16 protein-coding genes and 2 pseudogenes are annotated in these 17,886 nt (G+C 33.7%); 2 read left to right on the plus strand and 16 right to left on the minus strand.

Features of this window, described 5'->3' with window-relative positions; genetic code table 11:
- Positions 1-35 precede the first annotated feature (35 nt).
- Complete coding sequence (locus tag CN692_RS02580) at positions 36-1,568, plus strand: multicopper oxidase family protein (protein ID WP_098117766.1); 1,533 nt, start codon at positions 36-38, stop codon at positions 1,566-1,568.
- 57 nt (positions 1,569-1,625) lie between these two features.
- On the opposite strand, the gene dapA is transcribed toward CN692_RS02580, so the two are convergent.
- From dapA to CN692_RS02610, 7 genes and pseudogenes are all read right to left on the minus strand, one after another.
- On the minus strand, positions 1,626-2,519 hold the full coding sequence (gene dapA / locus CN692_RS02585; RefSeq protein WP_098117458.1) for a 4-hydroxy-tetrahydrodipicolinate synthase: 894 nt from the start codon (positions 2,517-2,519) through the stop codon (positions 1,626-1,628).
- A 20-nt stretch (positions 2,520-2,539) separates the two neighbouring features.
- Complete coding sequence (dapG, locus tag CN692_RS02590; protein WP_098117459.1) at positions 2,540-3,769, minus strand: aspartate kinase; 1,230 nt, start codon at positions 3,767-3,769, stop codon at positions 2,540-2,542.
- 25 nt (positions 3,770-3,794) lie between these two features.
- A complete protein-coding gene (asd, locus tag CN692_RS02595; RefSeq protein ID WP_098117460.1) occupies positions 3,795-4,838 on the minus strand; it encodes an aspartate-semialdehyde dehydrogenase in 1,044 nt (347 codons plus the stop codon).
- Between the two features lie 183 nt (positions 4,839-5,021).
- Positions 5,022-5,204 (minus strand): annotated as a pseudogene (gene spoVFB / locus CN692_RS25975) (dipicolinate synthase subunit B); the annotation flags it as partial.
- A 144-nt stretch (positions 5,205-5,348) separates the two neighbouring features.
- Positions 5,349-5,882 carry a hypothetical protein gene (locus CN692_RS02600; RefSeq protein WP_098117461.1) on the minus strand — a complete coding sequence of 178 codons (534 nt, stop codon included), beginning with the start codon at positions 5,880-5,882 and terminating at the stop codon, positions 5,349-5,351.
- Positions 5,883-6,478: 596 nt separating this feature from the next.
- Positions 6,479-6,670: a hypothetical protein gene (locus CN692_RS02605; RefSeq protein ID WP_098117462.1), complete on the minus strand. Its 192-nt coding sequence runs from the start codon at positions 6,668-6,670 to the stop codon at positions 6,479-6,481.
- A 44-nt stretch (positions 6,671-6,714) separates the two neighbouring features.
- Positions 6,715-6,891, minus strand: a complete 177-nt coding sequence (locus CN692_RS02610) for a cell division protein FtsZ (RefSeq protein ID WP_098117463.1) — start codon at positions 6,889-6,891, stop codon at positions 6,715-6,717.
- Between the two features lie 129 nt (positions 6,892-7,020).
- Between CN692_RS02610 and CN692_RS02615 the strand changes: the two genes are divergently transcribed.
- A complete protein-coding gene (locus CN692_RS02615; protein ID WP_098117464.1) occupies positions 7,021-8,517 on the plus strand; it encodes a recombinase family protein in 1,497 nt (498 codons plus the stop codon).
- Positions 8,518-8,547: 30 nt separating this feature from the next.
- Here CN692_RS02615 and dpaB read toward each other — a convergent pair.
- From dpaB to rbfA, 9 genes and pseudogenes are all read right to left on the minus strand, one after another.
- Positions 8,548-8,973 (minus strand): annotated as a pseudogene (gene dpaB / locus CN692_RS02620) (dipicolinate synthase subunit B); the annotation flags it as partial.
- Positions 8,973-9,872, minus strand: a complete 900-nt coding sequence (dpaA, locus tag CN692_RS02625) for a dipicolinic acid synthetase subunit A (RefSeq protein ID WP_098117466.1) — start codon at positions 9,870-9,872, stop codon at positions 8,973-8,975. The pseudogene dpaB and the gene dpaA, both read right to left, overlap by 1 nt.
- A 216-nt stretch (positions 9,873-10,088) precedes the next feature.
- Positions 10,089-11,330, minus strand: coding sequence for a M16 family metallopeptidase (locus CN692_RS02630; protein WP_098117467.1), 1,242 nt, complete (start codon positions 11,328-11,330; stop codon positions 10,089-10,091).
- 99 nt (positions 11,331-11,429) lie between these two features.
- Complete coding sequence (locus tag CN692_RS02635) at positions 11,430-12,410, minus strand: polysaccharide deacetylase family protein (protein ID WP_098117468.1); 981 nt, start codon at positions 12,408-12,410, stop codon at positions 11,430-11,432.
- A 286-nt stretch (positions 12,411-12,696) separates the two neighbouring features.
- Complete coding sequence (gene pnp, locus CN692_RS02640) at positions 12,697-14,811, minus strand: polyribonucleotide nucleotidyltransferase (protein WP_098117469.1); 2,115 nt, start codon at positions 14,809-14,811, stop codon at positions 12,697-12,699.
- A gap of 231 nt (positions 14,812-15,042) precedes the next feature.
- Positions 15,043-15,312, minus strand: coding sequence for a 30S ribosomal protein S15 (gene rpsO, locus CN692_RS02645; RefSeq protein WP_025568545.1), 270 nt, complete (start codon positions 15,310-15,312; stop codon positions 15,043-15,045).
- Positions 15,313-15,447: 135 nt separating this feature from the next.
- Positions 15,448-16,392: a bifunctional riboflavin kinase/FAD synthetase gene (gene ribF / locus CN692_RS02650; RefSeq protein WP_098117470.1), complete on the minus strand. Its 945-nt coding sequence runs from the start codon at positions 16,390-16,392 to the stop codon at positions 15,448-15,450.
- Positions 16,393-16,464: 72 nt separating this feature from the next.
- Positions 16,465-17,376, minus strand: a complete 912-nt coding sequence (gene truB, locus CN692_RS02655; RefSeq protein ID WP_098117471.1) for a tRNA pseudouridine(55) synthase TruB — start codon at positions 17,374-17,376, stop codon at positions 16,465-16,467.
- A gap of 71 nt (positions 17,377-17,447) precedes the next feature.
- Positions 17,448-17,795, minus strand: a complete 348-nt coding sequence (gene rbfA, locus CN692_RS02660) for a 30S ribosome-binding factor RbfA (protein ID WP_025568543.1) — start codon at positions 17,793-17,795, stop codon at positions 17,448-17,450.
- Between the last annotated feature and the right edge of the window lie 91 nt (positions 17,796-17,886).

Raw genomic sequence — 17,886 nt, forward strand, 5'->3', positions numbered from 1 at the left:
ACCAATCGATCAGTAATAACGTACGTTCAAATAAAATCAGCCTCTCTAAATTTGTTGATGAACTCCCTATTCCACCTATTTTAAAACCTCTTTGGAAGGATCAGTTTTATACTTATTATGAAGTAAGAATGACGGAGTTCAAGCAATCTCTTCATAGTGAGTTAGATGATTCAACTGTTTGGGGATACGAGGGTAGTTACCCAGGACCTACAATTCAAGTTGAATCAGGTGAAATAGTGTTTATTAAATGGATCAATCATCTTCCTGATCGGCACTTATTCCCCATAGACTATACAGTTCACGGTGCACATATGGATCTACCTGAAGTCCGTACGGTAGTACATGTTCATGGTGCTTGTGTTGAATCAGATAGCGATGGTTATCCTGAAGCTTGGTTTACTAGGGACTTTATTCAAGTTGGGCGTTATTTTAAAAAGCAAGTTTATCGTTATGATAATTGCGATTGTGCCTCGACACTTTGGTACCATGATCATACACTTGGCATTACTAGACTCAATGTTTATGCTGGATTAGCAGGTTTCTATTTAATAAGTGATCAAAATGAGCATTTATTCAATTTACCTAGTGGGAAGTATGATGTTCCACTTATGATACAAGATAAAAGTTTTAATCATGATGGATCACTTTTTTATCCAAATCAACCAGATAAACCAATCAAGGAATTGCAGACGTCTATTCTCCCTGAATTTATTGGAGATACGATTGTTGTTAATGGTAAAGTGCATCCCTATTTTAATGTTGAACCAAGAAAGTATCGATTCAGATTACTAAATGCTTCGAATACACGCTTTTTTCGATTTACGCTTGATTCTGGTCAACTTATGTATCAAATCGCAACAGAAGGTGGGTTCATGCAGCACCCTATTGGAATCAATGAACTTATGTTATCTCCTGCGGAACGTACAGAAGTCATCATTGATTTTACGAATCTTGAAGGGAAATCTATTATTCTAAAGAACGATGCCCCCGCCCCATTTCCAGATGGAAATGCCGTTAATGAAAATACAGGAACTATCATGCAGTTTAGAGTTACTTTGGCTTTGTCAAATATTGATACTAGTATGATCCCAGGTTATATGATGAGTATTCCAAAAATAAATGAACGGTCTGTTTCAATGGAGCGGTATCTCACATTAAATCACGAGATGGATCAATACGGACGAGAAATTATGTTATTGGATAACAAACACTGGGATGCGCCGATTTCTGAAAACCCGAAGTTAGGCTCGACCGAAATATGGTATTTAATTAACTTAACGCCTGATGCTCATCCAATCCATCTTCACTTAATTGATTTCCAAATAGTAGACCGAAGAAATTTTGATGTAGAAAAATATAAGAAAGAAAGGATCATTCATTACACAGGACCAGCTATCCCACCAAAACCACAAGAAAATGGATGGAAGGACACTGTTCAGTCTAATCCAAACCAAGTAACTAGAATCATAATGAAGTTTGGACCTTTCACAGGATTATATGTTTGGCACTGTCATATGTTAGAGCATGAGGACTATGAAATGATGCGGCCATATATTGTTATTCAATAGTGGCACAACAAAAAACCACTTACAATCCAAATAATTGGATTAAAAGTGGTTTTAGTATTAATTATTTTGTAATGCTTCGTCTAATTTGTTAATTAGATTACTTAATGTTGTTCGCTCAGCTTCTGAAAGTGGTACAAGTGGTAAACGAACTCCACCAACATCTAAACCTTTCATTTGTAAAGCTGTTTTGATTGGACTTGGGCTTGGAGCCATGAAGAATCCATCAAATAATGGCAAAAGCTTACGGTGTAGGAATTGTGCTTTAGCCATATCTCCTGTGAAGAAGCTTTCAGCTAGTTGCTGCATTTCATTTCCTAACACGTGAGATGCTACTGAAACAGTTCCTTTTGAACCAATTGCAAATGCTGGTAACGTTAAACCGTCATCGCCACAATATAATTCAAAATCTTCAGGAGTACGATCAATAATTTCTGTCATGATACTTAAATTACCAGTCGCATCTTTAATTGCAACTACGTTTTCGATTTCTGCAAGTCTTACAACTGTGTCTACAGAAAGGCTAGCTATTGTTCTTCCTGGTACATTATATAACATTACAGGTAGTTCAGTACTTTCTGCTGCAGCTTTAAAATGTTGATATAGACCTTCTTGGTTTGGTTTATTGTAATAAGGTACAACAACCATAATTGCGTCTACGCCTAAAGCTGAAACCTTTTTAGTTAATTCTACTGTTTCACGTGTATTATTACTTCCAGTACCCGCTACTACTGGTACTCTACCATTTGCAGCTGAGACAACGTGACTGATTAACGCTAATTTCTCTTCAGTCGTTAAAGTTGGTGATTCGCCAGTTGTACCGCATACTACGATTGAATCAGTCCCATTTTCTATTAAGTAGTTCACAAGCTTTGTTGTTTTTGCGAAATCAATGTTACCTTTTGAATCAAAAGGAGTAACCATTGCTGTTGAAATTTTACCAAATCTACTCATTGTTCCACTCCGATCAAATATTAATCCACTTTAACTGAACTAAGTTCAAATGCATCATGAAGTGCCGTAACCGCTTCGACCATATCTTCATTTTTTACAAGTACCCAAATAGTCGTATGGCTGTCTGCTGATTGTAAAATTTGAATTCCTCTTTCAGCAAGTGCTGTTACAATTTTTGAAGTTACTCCAGGTACTCCAGCAATTGCAGCTCCAACGATTGATACTTTCGCGCAACCTACAGTGTATGAAGGCTCATAGCCAATTCCTTTTAGTACATCAATTGCTTTTGTAGAAACCTCATCACTCACTGTGTATACAACACCATTTGGAGAAATATTTATAAAGTCTACACTTATTCCTTTATTTGCCATCGCTTTAAATACTTGAGAATGTAAATCAAATGTATGTTCCTTTGATGTTACTCTTATTTGAGTAACATTAGGTACATGTGCGATTCCTGTAATTAATCGATCATGAATACCTTCACCAATGATTCGCTGTGTTGGATTCGATGTTACTAGTGTACCTAAACTAGTTGAATACGTTGAACGAATTCGAATAGGTACTTTTCCTTGCATTGCAATTTCGACAGCTCGAGGATGAATTACTTTTGCTCCTTGATATGCCATATTACAAATTTCTGCATACGTAACAACAGATAATGGTCTAGCTTCTTTTACAATTCTTGGGTCGGCTGTCATTACGCCTTCAACATCGGTAAAAATTTCGATTGTTTCTGCGCCTACTGCAACACCAAGAGCAGAAGCAGATGTATCACTTCCACCTCTACCTAAAGTCGTGGTATCACCATTAGATGTTGATCCTTGGAAACCTGCCACTACAACTACATCGTAGTTTTCTAATTCTTGCAATAATCGGCCACACTTCATATCTAGAATTTTCGCATTACCGAATTCATCATTTGTTCTGAAGCCAGCCGATGCCCCTGTCATTGCCATTGCGTGAATACCATTTTCATTTAATAAATTTGAAAAGACAATTGATGAAATTGTTTCTCCACATGACATTAATAAATCAAGTTCTCTTTGAGTAACTTTACTTTTTTTGGCACCAACTAAATTTAATAGTGTATCCGTTGCATAAGGCTCACCTTTACGTCCCATCGCAGATACAACTACTACTAGTTTATAACCATTTTCTAACGCTTTTTTTATATGCTTAAGTGCGTGCTTTCTACCATTTTCATCACGTACTGAAGTCCCACCAAATTTTTGGACTAATATTTTCATTCTTGCACCTCTCTAGCAGTTTTCACTAAATGATGCTTAACTCAATTAATCTTTCAGCAATTTGCACTGAATTCCAAGCAGCACCTTTTAATAGATTATCTGATACAATCCATAAATGGAATCCTAATGGATTATCTAAGTCTTTACGTATACGTCCTACAAATACTTCATTACTTCCAATACTGTAAAATGGCATTGGATATAGTTGTTGATCTGGATCATCTTGTAAAACGATTCCAGGTGCATCACTTAATAGTGATTTTAATTCTTCTACCGATACTGCTTTATCAACTTCAATATATACTGACTCTGAATGACCAGAAATTACAGGTAGTCTTACGCATGTTGCACTAATTTGTAATTCAGGTAAATGCATGATTTTTTTAGTTTCATTTATCATTTTCATTTCTTCATAAGTATATCCATTTTCAGTAAATACGTCGATTTGTGGAATTGCATTAAAAGCAATTTGATAATGTTTTTCACCACTTTTTACCGGTAATACTGATGGAGTAGCTTCTTCGCCATTTAAGAAAGCTTGAGCTTGATCCTTTAACGCTTCAATCGCTGTAACTCCAGCACCTGAAACAGCTTGGTAAGTAGAAACTACTACTTTATTTAAACCAATTGTTTGACGAATTGGCTCAAGTGCAACAACCATTTGAATTGTTGAACAGTTAGGGTTTGCAATAATACCTTTATGATTAAATAAATCTTTGTCATTTACTTCAGGTACAACTAATGGCACATCTTCAGCCATTCTAAAAGCACTAGTGTTATCTACTACAACTGCTCCTCTTTTTACTGCTTCTGGAGCTAGTTCTTTCGATACAGATCCCCCAGCACTAAATAAAGCAATATCTACACCTTCGAATGCTTCAGGAGTAGCTTCTTGTACGATAACTTCTTGCCCATTGAATGATAACTTTGTTCCTGCAGAACGTTTTGATGATAAGTATTTAATTTCTTTAATTGGAAAATTTCTATTTTCTAATGTTGCAATCATTTGTTGTCCAACTGCACCAGTCGCACCTACGACAGCTACTACATAACTTTGTTTATTCCCCACTTTTTTTGCACCATCCCTGTTTTCACTTTTATTAAATAGTTTACGTCAAATGAAGTTGATATTCAAAGGTTTTCGCTTGAATAATTCTTTTCATAGTAACGAGTATGTATCCTAATGACACATACTCAATTTTCTTCATTCTAACATAGAAAAAATAATTCAGTATTATTTTTTCTAAAATAATTATTGTAGGTCACGATATTTTTCAACTAGAACTGGTTGAAGTTGTTTTCCTTCTATAGAAGATTTAACTGTATCAAGTAACGCTTCCATTCTTGCTACTAATGAATTGGGTTTTTTTACTGGATCGTCTTGCCCAAAGGGAATAAAATATATATTTTTTGTACTCATTAAACGCATTAAATTATGACTTAGAGGATAATACCTATTTAATCAGTTTATCGTTTTATATGGGACATATAAATTGACTTAAAAGGAAGTATCATAAAGGATTTAATTGGGGGCTGAAACAAGAAAGCAGTTAAAAATTATGAATAATATAATTTCATCCTATTGATTATTGTTAACATAATAGTAGGTGTATATATAATCCAATTGTTTTTTAATGCATGTATTATAAAATGTTTGTTTGTAATCATTATAGAGTACTCTTAAAAAGCTATCTCTAATCGATTTAATTGTTAAATTATGAAACCTCAAATAACATTCAGTCCAAAAAAACATATTATTTGAAAAAGTTTCATCGTCAATTTCAAAGAATGATCGTACAGCTTTCACTCCCATATTTCCTAACAATACGGAAACATCCTCCACGTCAACATTTGCATCGAGTTCAAAAATGATAATCTGAGAATCACTTCTATGATGTTTTTGTGTACTACTTACTGAATATCCTATTAATTCACCATTTGTTAGATTTAAGGCAACGACCGCCTTGGCATAATCTAATGTCCAATTTTTATAGGCTAGCTCCAACACATCTCTAATTCTGACATTTGAAATCAAATGCTCAGCATGTTTTTGTTCAATCAGTTTTTCCACTTTATTTAGTTGTTTTTTGAATTGATATTCGATAATAACCAACATTCCTCTCTATGATGAATATTTAGACTCACTATCACCATAAATACGTTCGTTTTGTAAAAAAAATGACAGATTTTTGAATAATCTGTCCTAGACTGTTCGCCAAACGCTCGCTTCTTTCGTAATTGGTCTATCTTCGGTGCTCATTTTTCCTGTAACAAACTAGCAATACTATTCAACTACTTGTATCGTCATATTAATGTCATGGCCTTTATTATATCTTCAGAAAAAATGATTGCATATTTAGTTTTTTACCGTTGTAAAAGGATAAAAAATATATTCTAATAAGGACCATTTTTCTGGGGGCATCGTATCTAAAGGTTTGTTAAATTTAAGAGGCCGTCCAAAAATCGCAACTGACACATTAGCGATCTAGGCTGTCCTGTCTTAAAGGAAAATGGGAGGGTATCTAAGTGGGGTTTATCAATAAGAGTTGATTATACGAGCTCCATTTATGGATATTTAATGAGATTGCTTGATTTTTTTAGTTGGTTTATGAAAATGAGAGCAAAATTTGTTCGTTTTTCATTCTTTACTTTCACTTTTGAACCATTAGAAAGCTCAGATCCCCCTTACTTGTATGGGTAATATCTTGTTTATTCTCTGATTCTAGGTAATTTATTTGCAGTTTTGCTATTTTTATTTGCAGTTTGATTAATTTTTATTGCAGTTTTACTAATTTTATTTGCAGATTCACTAGTTTTATTTGCACTCCAACCTTTATCGGCAGGCTCTATTCCCTTATTAGCACTTACATTCAACTTTTTTAAAAAATTTCCTATAAACATAAAAAAGAGGATATCCCTATCACACTTTCGGGACACCCTCTAGATTAATAATCTTCCTTTTTCTCCAACTCTTGTTTAATAATTTTCCAGCCAATTAGGTGGATTTCTTCGAGGATTTTTATTTTATTTTCTTCCGATACATCAATAGGTGCAATGATATTAACTTTTGTTTTTCCAAATTGATAGGTAGCAGTAAATTCTGTTTGTTTGCTCAGTATCACCACCCCCGTAATTTATTATATGATTCGTTTTGATACGGACTAACCAATCTTTTATTAAGGTTACGAGAGCTTCGCAAATTAATTAATTTCTTAATTAGACATATACATAGTCTAAGAGGTGAAAAATAAATGGAACGTGTTGCTTTATATTTACGGAAAAGTCGTGCGGATCTAGATGCTGAAGCCCGTGGTGAAGGTGAAACTTTATCAAAACATAAAGAGCAGCTTTTAAAATTCGCACAAGATAGTCAGTTAAATATAATTTGTATTCGGCAGGAAATTGCTTCTGGTGAATCACTTGTTTATCGGCCGGAAATGCTTAAGCTCTTACAGGAGGTCGAGGAATTTAAATATGATGGTGTACTTGTAATGGATATGGATCGGCTTGGACGCGGTAATATGAAGGAACAAGGAATTATATTAGAAACCTTTAAATCTTCAAAAACAAAAATTATTACGCCTAGAAAGACTTATGATCTCCATGATGAGTTCGATGAAGAATATAGTGAATTTGAAGCTTTTATGGCTCGAAAAGAGTTAAAAATTATTACTCGTAGACTTCAACGTGGTCGTATTTTATCGGTTCAAAGAGGCAATTACATCGGAACTTTTGCTCCTTATGGCTATGATTTATATGAAACAAAAGAATTTCGCTCTTTAAGTATTAATCTTGAACAGGCAAAAGTAGTAAAAAGTATTTTCGAATGGTATACAAAAGAATTGATTGGTGCAACTGAGATTGCGAACCGTTTAAATCAAATGAATATACCTTCTTTTTCGGGTAAGAAGTGGAGCTATCATTCTATTCTTGAAATGATAAAAAATCCTACTTACATTGGTAAAGTAACCTGGAATAAAAAAAATGGCAAAGGTGTAAGAAAGCCTAAATCTGAGTGGCTTATAGTTGATGGAAAACATGATGCAATTATCGATAATGAAGTATTTAATTCGGCGCAAGAAATTTTAAGTAGTCGTTATCATGCTCCTTATAATAGTAAGTTAAGCAATCAGCTAGCTGGATTAATTTTTTGTAGTAAATGTAGTTCAAAATTACAGCAGCGCTATCCGAAAGGAAAACCTAGACAAATTGTTTGTACAAATAACCGCTGTAATACTCGGTCCTCCTATACTCATTTAGTTGAAGAGAGGATATTACAAGGTTTAGAAATTTGGTTAAAAGAATATAAATTAAGTTTTAAAAATCTATCAGAGATCAACGAATTTGAAGTTATTAATTTAAAAAAACAAGCACTTAAGCAAATCGAAAATGATTTAAAGGAAGTTGAAAAACAAAAAAATAACTTATTTAATTTTTTAGAACGAGGGGTTTATGATGAATCCATTTATATTGAACGCTCTGAGATACTCTCTAATCGTTTTAAAGAGCTCTCAAATAGTAAGACCTTAATAGTAGAAGAATTGTCAAAATATCAACAAAGAGAACAGTTTAAAGAGCAAGTGATTCCAACAGTTGAAAACGTGCTAGATTTATATTTCAAAACAACTGATATAGAGCTTAAAAATCGTCTACTAAAATCAATCCTAATTAAGGTTGAATATCAAAAAGAACCACATCAAAAATTAGATGATTTTAGTATTATTCTTTATCCGAAGCTACCAAAATAATTTTGGTGTTTGGTATTATCATCTAAGTCACATTAAATTAGTTCCATTTAAACCTAAAGCATCATTTGTAGAAATACCTAAAACAACAGGTTTTCCATTTCTCAAAGTAGCTTTAGCTGCCATTAATACAGGGCTGTCAGTTTGAGCATTTGCAAACTTACTCATTGAATTACCCGTTAAAGGTGCAATGACCATACAATCTAGTTGTACTTTTGGTCCAAATGGTTCTGCTCCTACAATTGAATCAACTGTTTTACGCCCTGTTATTTCTTCAATTTTTTTGATCCAGTCTTCTCCTACACCAAATCTTGTTGTTGTACTTTTAACTGTAAATGTAACTACAGGATATACGTCAGCTCCATCATCGACTAATTTTTGAATTTGGGGTACGACCTCTTCATAAGTACAATGAGAACCTGTAATTCCGAATCCTATTTTCTTACCTTTTAAACTCATTACGATTGCTCCTTCCTTTTCTCTAAATCTTCTTTTAATAGCTGTGTTAGTACGTTTGCGATTATTTGCCCTGCTGTTTTAGGAGCAACGATTCCTGGTAAACCTGGTGCTAATAATGCTTTAATACCTCTTTTTTCAGCATAACGAAAATCTGTTCCTCCAGGTTTTGAAGCTAAATCAATAATTAGCGCATGTGGCTGTAATTTTGAAATGACCCCTGCAGTGACAATTAAAGTAGGAACTGTATTAATAACAATATCAACATCCTTTAAGGCTTCTTCAATGTTCTTGAATTCAAATGCTTCTAAGCCCATTTCAACGATTCTTGCAATATGTTCAGATTTACGAGCGCCTACTTTTACTTTAGCACCTAAATTATGAAAGGTCCTTCCGACACTCATTCCTGTGCGACCTAAACCTAATACGGCTACTTTTGAATTATGAATCGTGTATTCAGTGTGTTGAATTACCATCATAATTGTTCCTTCAACAGTTGGAATACTATTATAAATTGCTACATCATCTCGTTCAAATAATTTTACTAATTTTCGATTTGAAGCTGCAACTATACTATCTAAGTAAGAGTTACTTATTCCGGAGTAAATCGTACAATGAGCTGGAGTACTATCTAATATTTCTTTCGTCAAAACAACTTTTTCATTTGAAAAAATTGTATCAACAACTCCTTCAATATTCGTACCTGGTACTGGTAGAAGAATTGCATCTAGATCTTCAAAATTAGCATCTGCCATTAATTCTTTTGATGCACTTGTAAAACCACTATCTAATTGTTCGAAACCTATTAATGTTACTTTTGCGTCTAACTCTGTTAACTTCCGAATAACTTCTAACTGTCTGGCGTCCCCGCCAATAACAGCAATGTGCAAGCCAGTTAACATGCAGCATTCACCTTCTTTACTTCACTATGGTAAATGGAAATTAATAATTTGTAAGCAGGACTACCGCCTAACATCTTTCTCCTAAATATCTTATGAATCTTCCTTTGCATTGGTGAAGATTCTTTCTAAAATTAAGGCCCAGTAATCAAAAAGTATTTATCAGAAAAAATAAAAGAGGGTCCTTAATCATTGTTAAGGACCCTCTCATTCATCGTCTTAATGTTTTAAATTAGATGGAATTACCCCATCTGGACTAACTAATGCAACTGCATAATCGTCTGTAAAGACAAAGTTTGCAATATCATTTACATTTTCAATCGTAACATCATCAATTAATTTGATTATTTCATCTAATGAACGATGATGACCAATCATTAATTCATTTTTACCATTACGACTCATTCTGCTATTTGTACTTTCTAAGCCTAACATTAAATTACCTTTTAATTGTTCTTTACAATTAATTAATTCTTTTTCTGATATGCCATCTGCCTTTAAAACTTTTAAAGTTTCTTGGATTGTTTCAAATAATTGGTTTACTTGGCTTTTACCAGTACCACCATATATTGCCACCATACCACTGTCTTGATATGCAGAATGATATGAGAAAACTGAGTAAGCAAGTCCTTTTTGTTCACGAACATCTTGGAATAATCGACTACTCATGCTACCGCCAAGAATATTATTTAAGGCGATTAATGGATATAAATCCTTATGTCCTAGTTCAAGACCTCTATATCCGATACAAAGATGTGCTTGTTCTGTTTCTTTTTTACGAGAAATTTCTCCATAATGAATTGTAGGAATCCCAAAGTTAACGTCTTTCTTTTTCCCTTCATAATTTCCAAATAAATCTTCAACTCGTTTAATAAAAGATTCATCAATATTACCAGCAATCGAAATAACGACTTGATCTGGTGTATAAAAATCATTCATATATTGGCGTAGTGTATCGCCATTAAAAGTTTTTAAAGTTTCTTCAGTACCTAATATTGGATACCCTAGTGGATTAGTTTCATACATAACCTTGCTTAGTAAATCATGTACTAAGTCATCTGGTGTATCATCGTACATTTTAATTTCTTCAAGTACTACATTTTTTTCTTTTTCTAATTCACCCTCGTCAAAAGTTGAATTAAAGAACATATCCCCTAGTACTTCTAAAGCGTAATCTGCATGTGTATCTAAAACTTTAGCGTAATAACAAGTATATTCTTTTGAAGTAAAAGCATTTACTTGTCCACCAATTGAATCAAAACTTTCCGCAATTTCTTTAGCATTGCGCGTTTTAGTACCTTTAAAGAACATATGCTCTAGAAAATGCGAAACGCCATTTAATTCTTTTGTTTCATTGTATGAACCAGTTTTAATCCATACACCTAGTGCAACGGAACGAACCGTTGAAATATTTTCAATAACTACTCTTACTCCATTTTTACAAGTATGTCGTACAATCATGTAATGCCTCCTATGTATACACCATCTATTTACAATTGTAATAAGATTGAAAAATTTAACTATATTTTACAATCATCTTAACAAAGCTGAATTCAATTGTCATTTGTTTTCAACTTTTTTAATTGTATCGTACCGTTTTTCATCTAATAAAGTTGAGATATTTACAACTTTCCTTCCTGATGCCTCAATTCTTGTAATCAATTCATCAAGCGCATCAGCTGTCGGTTTGGTTGGATGCATAAGAACGATCGTACCATTTTCTGCTTTCTTCATGACACGATTAATAATGACCTCTCTTGGTGGCTTTTGCCAATCAATCGTATCTGCTGTCCACATAATTGTTTTTAACCCTAAACTTGAAGCAATTTTTACCACTTCATCACGATAGCTACCGCTTGGAGGAGCAAACCATTCAACTTTATGATCGGTTGTAGCTAAAATTACAGAATTTGTTTCCACTATTTCATTTCTTATTTGTTGACTGCCTAATCTTGCCATATCAGGATGTGTATACGAATGATTACCAACCTCTTGGTCCGCAGCAGTAATTAATTGAGCAACAGTTGGGTTATTTTTTACCCATCTACCTTCTAGAAAGAAAGTTGCTTTTGCATTGTGCTTCTTTAACACTTCCAACATTCTTGGAATGTACTCATTTCCCCAAGCCACATTAATCGTAAACGCTACCATTGGTTTTTCCGGATTACCTTTATACACTGGTGATGGAGGTAAATCTTTTAAGTGAATTTTAGGAGAAACTTCTTTAAAAACTAACTTACTCTTATCGAATTTGCCTTTTGCCTTCATTTTCCTATACGATGCATCTACATCAACCGCTAATCCGTTATACCCGGGAATGGCCTTCCAAACCGAATCCAAATAAGCATCTTTAGGAGGTTTTTCATATGATGGTGCGTTTGTTTTAATTTCAGCTAGTAAATCATTTGTTTTTGCTGTTACTAGTGACGATTTTGCATTTAAGTTCCTTACGTAATGATTAGTGTAATGATTTCTAACTACTAGAGTTGCTAGAAATAATGCCACAACTAATGCTAAGACTTTTAACCTACCTCTACTCATTTCCTAAACGCCCTCCTACTAGAAGGAATATGTTATTTTTGAATAAAATAGAACAAGCTCCCTACAAAATTATGTACTTATATGGTAATTTCTAGTTCTACTTTTTTATTGTAACCAAAAAAAAATATGAAACACAAAAAAATGCAGGAAAAAATAGGAAATGCGGAATTAAGAAAAGAAGAGTCTAGAAAGAGAGGGTAAAACAAAAAAATTAAAAAAAACAACAGGTTCACCTTAAGTGCCTGTTGTTCTTTATTGGTAAGGAACGCTAAACGCCTTCCTCTTTTTAGTTTTGTTCAGCTTTTTCTTTTTGCTCTTTTAATACTGCTTTGCGAGATAAGTTAACTCGGCCTTGTTTGTCGATTTCAGTTACTTTTACAAGGATTTCGTCCCCAAGTGAAAGTACATCTTCAACTTTTGCAATACGTTCTTCTGCTATTTCAGAAATGTGTACTAAGCCGTCTTTACCTGCAAAAATTTCAACGAATGCGCCGAATTTTTCAATTCGTTTAACTTTACCCATGTATAGTTGACCTACTTCTACTTCACGAACAAGGTCTTCAATAATTTGTTTTGCACGATCGTTCATAGGTTGGTCTACAGATGAGATAAATACAGTACCATCTTGTTCAATGTCAATTTTCACGCCAGTTTCTTCAATAATTTTATTGATTTGTTTTCCACCTGGTCCGATAACGTCTTTAATTTTATCTGGATTAATTGTCATCATTAAGATTTTTGGAGCAAACTCAGATAATGCTGTTCTTGGTTCACTAATTGTTGCCAACATTGAATCAAGGATTTGCATACGTCCAATTTTCGCTTGTTCTAAAGCTTCTTTTAAAATTTGTTCTGATAATCCATCGATCTTAATGTCCATTTGAAGTGCAGTAACACCTTTTGCAGTACCTGCAACTTTAAAGTCCATATCTCCTAAGTGATCTTCCATACCTTGAATATCTGTAAGTACAGAATAATGTTCACCAGATTTAATTAATCCCATTGCAATACCTGCAACTGGTGCTTTAATTGGTACACCTGCATCCATCATTGCTAATGTACTTGCACAAATACTAGCTTGTGAAGTTGATCCATTTGATTCAAGAACTTCTGAAACAAGACGGATTGTGTATGGGAAGTCTTTTTGGTCCGGAATACTTGGCTCAAGAGCTCTTTCACCTAGTGCTCCGTGACCAATTTCACGACGACCTGGTCCACGAATTGGTCCTGTTTCCCCAACGCTAAATTGTGGGAAATTATAATGGTGCATAAATCGTTTTGATTCTTCTATACCTAATCCATCAAGGATTTGTACGTCACCTAGAGCACCAAGTGTACAAATACTTAACGCTTGAGTTTGTCCACGAGTGAATAAACCAGAACCATGCGTACGTGGTAGTAAACCAACTTGTGATGATAATGGACGAATTTCATCTAATTTTCTTCCATCTGGACGTACTTTTTCAACTGTAATTAATCGGCGAACTTCTTCTTTTACAAGCATTGAAAGAATTTCTTTAACATGTCCAATTGTTTCGTCGTCCGCTTCATTTTCTTCAAACTGAAGAACAACGCGTTCTTTTACTACATTGATCGCATCTTCACGAGCATGTTTTTCATGAACTTGGATTGCTGCGTTTAATTCTTCTTCACAAATTTCACGAATTTGTTTTTCTAAATCCGCATTAATTTCATGAAGTTTAATTTCCAATTTTTCTTTACCAATTTGAGCTACTATATCTTCTTGGAAAGCAATTAATTTTTTAATTTCTTCATGACCAAACATGATTGCTTCAAGCATTACTTCTTCTGGTACTTCGTCAGCTCCAGCTTCAACCATGTTAATTGCATCTTTTGTTCCAGCTACGGTTAAATTAATGTCACTGTTTTCAGCTTGTTCAACAGTTGGATTAATAATAAATTCGCCGTTTATACGACCGACTACTACTCCAGCAATTGGTCCATTAAAAGGAATGTCAGATACGCATAGAGCTAATGAACTACCAAACATAGCAGCCATTTCTGATGAGCAGTCTTGATCTACACTCATAACCATACTGATTACTTGTACTTCATTACGGAATCCATCTGCGAATAATGGTCGAATTGGACGGTCAATTAATCGACTCGCTAAAATTGCTTTTTCACTTGGTCTACCTTCACGTTTAATAAATCCACCAGGAATTTTACCTACTGCATATAAACGCTCTTCATAGTTTACTGTTAATGGGAAAAAGCTAACTTTTTTAGGTTCTTTTGATGCAGTTGCTGATGATAATACGACAGTATCTTCGTATCTTACTAAAACTGCTCCATTTGCTTGCTTAGCTAATTGTCCTACTTCAACTGTAAGAGTTTTACCAGCAAGCTCCGTGGAAAAAACGTGCTTTTGTTGTTCCATATGGTATAAATACCCCTCTCTAATTTACAATTCAATGTTTAGATTAAATTATGTAAAAAATCGTATATTCTCTATTATCTCCTATGTTTAGTAAAGAAATCAACTAACGAGAAAAAGAGATTAAATATTTATAAATTTAACATCGAATGAACACTTAATTTAAGTCGATATGTATAAGAAAAAGCGGGAAGAATCCCGCTTTTTCTAAAAGTATCAAATTAATACTCGAAATTAACGACGTAAACCTAATTTGTTAATTAATTCACGGTAACGAGTAATGTCTTTGTTACGTAAGTAGTTAAGTAAGTTACGACGCTTACCAACCATTTTTAATAAACCACGACGAGAGTGGTGATCTTTTTTGTGAGTACGTAAGTGCCCATTTAAAGAGTTAATGTTTTCAGTTAAAACTGCAATTTGAACTTCTGGAGAACCAGTATCGTTTGCATGAGTTTTGTAAGTGCTGATAATTTCGTTTTTACGTTCTTGAGTTAATGCCATGTTAATTCACCTCATAATATTATTGTTGAACACCTATCACCTAGCAGTCGTCGGTGAATCGAACAGCCAAGCAACGGTTTTTCAAATACTTTATTAAGTTTACATTGTTTTAACTATAAAAGCAAGTCTTGTAAATTAGTTATTTCGAAAATAACTTTTTACAGTTTCTCGATCTTTTTGTAATTGATCAATCAGTTCATTTATTCCATTAAATTTCTTTTCATCACGGATTCTTGTGTACCAGAATAATTCTACTTCATTTCCATAAATATCATCGCTAAAATCAAATATATTTACTTCAATTGTTTGTTTTTGGAATTCATGATAAAAAGTTGGTTTGTATCCTATATTACACATACCTTCATACAGTTGTCCGTTAACGATACATTTTACTGCATAAACACCAACTGAAGGTAATGCATACGGTATTGAAACAGAAATATTAGCTGTCGGAAATCCAATTGTTCTACCACGTTTGTCCCCGTCTACAACTATTCCCTTTATTTGATACTGTCTACCAAGTAAATGAGTAGCATCTTCCATTTCACCGGCTTTTATTGCTTCTCTAATGCGAGTCGAACTAACTTTTTCTTCATCTAAAACAAATTTCGTTACGGTTGATTGAGTAAATTCACCTCGAGAATGGAATGGTAATGAATCCATATTCCCTTTACCATATTTTCCAAATGAAAAATCAAATCCAGCTACAACATGTTTTGCATTTAAAGAAATAATATATTGATCGACAAATTCTTGTGGTTGGAGATTTGCAAATTCCTCTGAAAATTCAACTACAAATAATTGGTCTACACAAAGTTTCTCCATCCACTTCACTTTTAGTGCCAAAGGCGTCAAATAAGAAATCGCATCATCACGATTTCCAAGTATAGCAGATGGATGAGGATCAAATGTCATTACTGATAATAATAATCCTTTTTCATCCGCAATCTCTTTGGCTGTTTTTATGACTTGTTGATGACCTATATGTACTCCATCAAAAAAGCCAAGTGCTAAGACCGTTTCTTTACAATCTTCTTTTATTATTGAATGAGGATGGGTGATTTTTATTACTTTTGTCATTTATATCACCTTTTCTATAATCAAGTCTCTTTTCCCATTATAGAACAATGATTAAAATTTATATAGTTTTTTCTATTGGTTATGAAATACTCTTGTTGGTTTAATGACTTGATTATTTTTAGGATTTGGAGTATACATTGCAATAATTTTGTTATTTTCGTTATAGACTGCAATATATTCTTCTTCTTTACAATTCATTGTGTTAGGAAAAAATCCACCATTAAATACTCTTACTTCTTCTTCGGCAGTCACATTTAAACGAGGATACTCATTTAGTGCTTGCTCCATCGTTAGCATCACACGATCAAGAGTTGCTGCTTCAGTAGCTTCTTCTAGTTCCTCTAATGTTACACAATCATCTATTGTAAATGCACCAGCTTTTGTTCTAGTTAAATAAGACATATGTGCAGGATACCCTAACAGTTCACCCATTTGAACAGCTAACGTCCTAATATATGTACCTTTACTACAGAACACTTCAAATTTAAATGAAATTGTATCTCCTTCAAATACTTCTCGATTATCAAGTAACATCATTTCAAAAATCGTAATCGTTCTAGTTGGACGTTCTACTTCGATTCCTGCTCGCGCATATTCATATAACTTTTTACCATTTACTTTAACTGCTGAATACATTGGAGGTGTTTGCTGAATATCACCTGTTAATTGATTTAAAACAGTTAAAATTTCTTCACGAGTAATAACTCGATCAACATTCTTTTGCTCAACTATTTCACCATGTGCATCCTCAGTTGTTGTAGAAAAACCTAAAGTAATTTCACCAATATATTTTTTACGATCATCAGTTAAATATGGTATTAGCTTTGTTGCTTCACCAATACATATTGGTAAAACACCTGTTACTTCGGGATCAAGTGTACCTGTATGACCAACCTTTTTTGTCTTTAAAATTTTTCTAATTTTAAAGACACAGTCATGTGAGGTAAGACCTGCTGGTTTATTCAGTGCGATTACGCCATTCATCTTATCACCTATAATTTATTTTTTGCATGATGAAAAATGGATAGACGAATCACTCGCCTATCCATTCATTATCAGTTATTTTCTTTATTAATTTGAGTTAGCAATGTTTCAATTCGATTACCATAATCGACTGACTCATCAAATTCAAAAATTAATTCTGGAGTCTTACGTAAACGAATACGTTGACCAATTTCAGAACGAATAAATCCTTTTGCTTTCGCTAAACCAATTAATGTATTCTGACGTTGTTCATCGTCACCTAATACTGAAATATAGACTTTAGCTTGTTGAAGGTCACCAGTTACTTGAACGTCAGTAACTGTTACGAAGCCGATTCTTGGATCTTTAATTTTTCTACCAATAATTTCACCAAGCTCTTTCTTCATTTGTTCCCCAACTCGATGTGCTCTTACTTTCATACTTTCACCTCTATCTTACAAAGCAAAACATTTCGTGCTTTCATACGATTAGTTTAACTAATTGTATAAATAATTATTTATGTTGCTTACC

The sequence above is a fragment of the Bacillus sp. AFS002410 genome, from assembly GCF_002556365.1.
Classification (GTDB): Bacteria; Bacillota; Bacilli; order Bacillales; family Bacillaceae_G; genus Gottfriedia.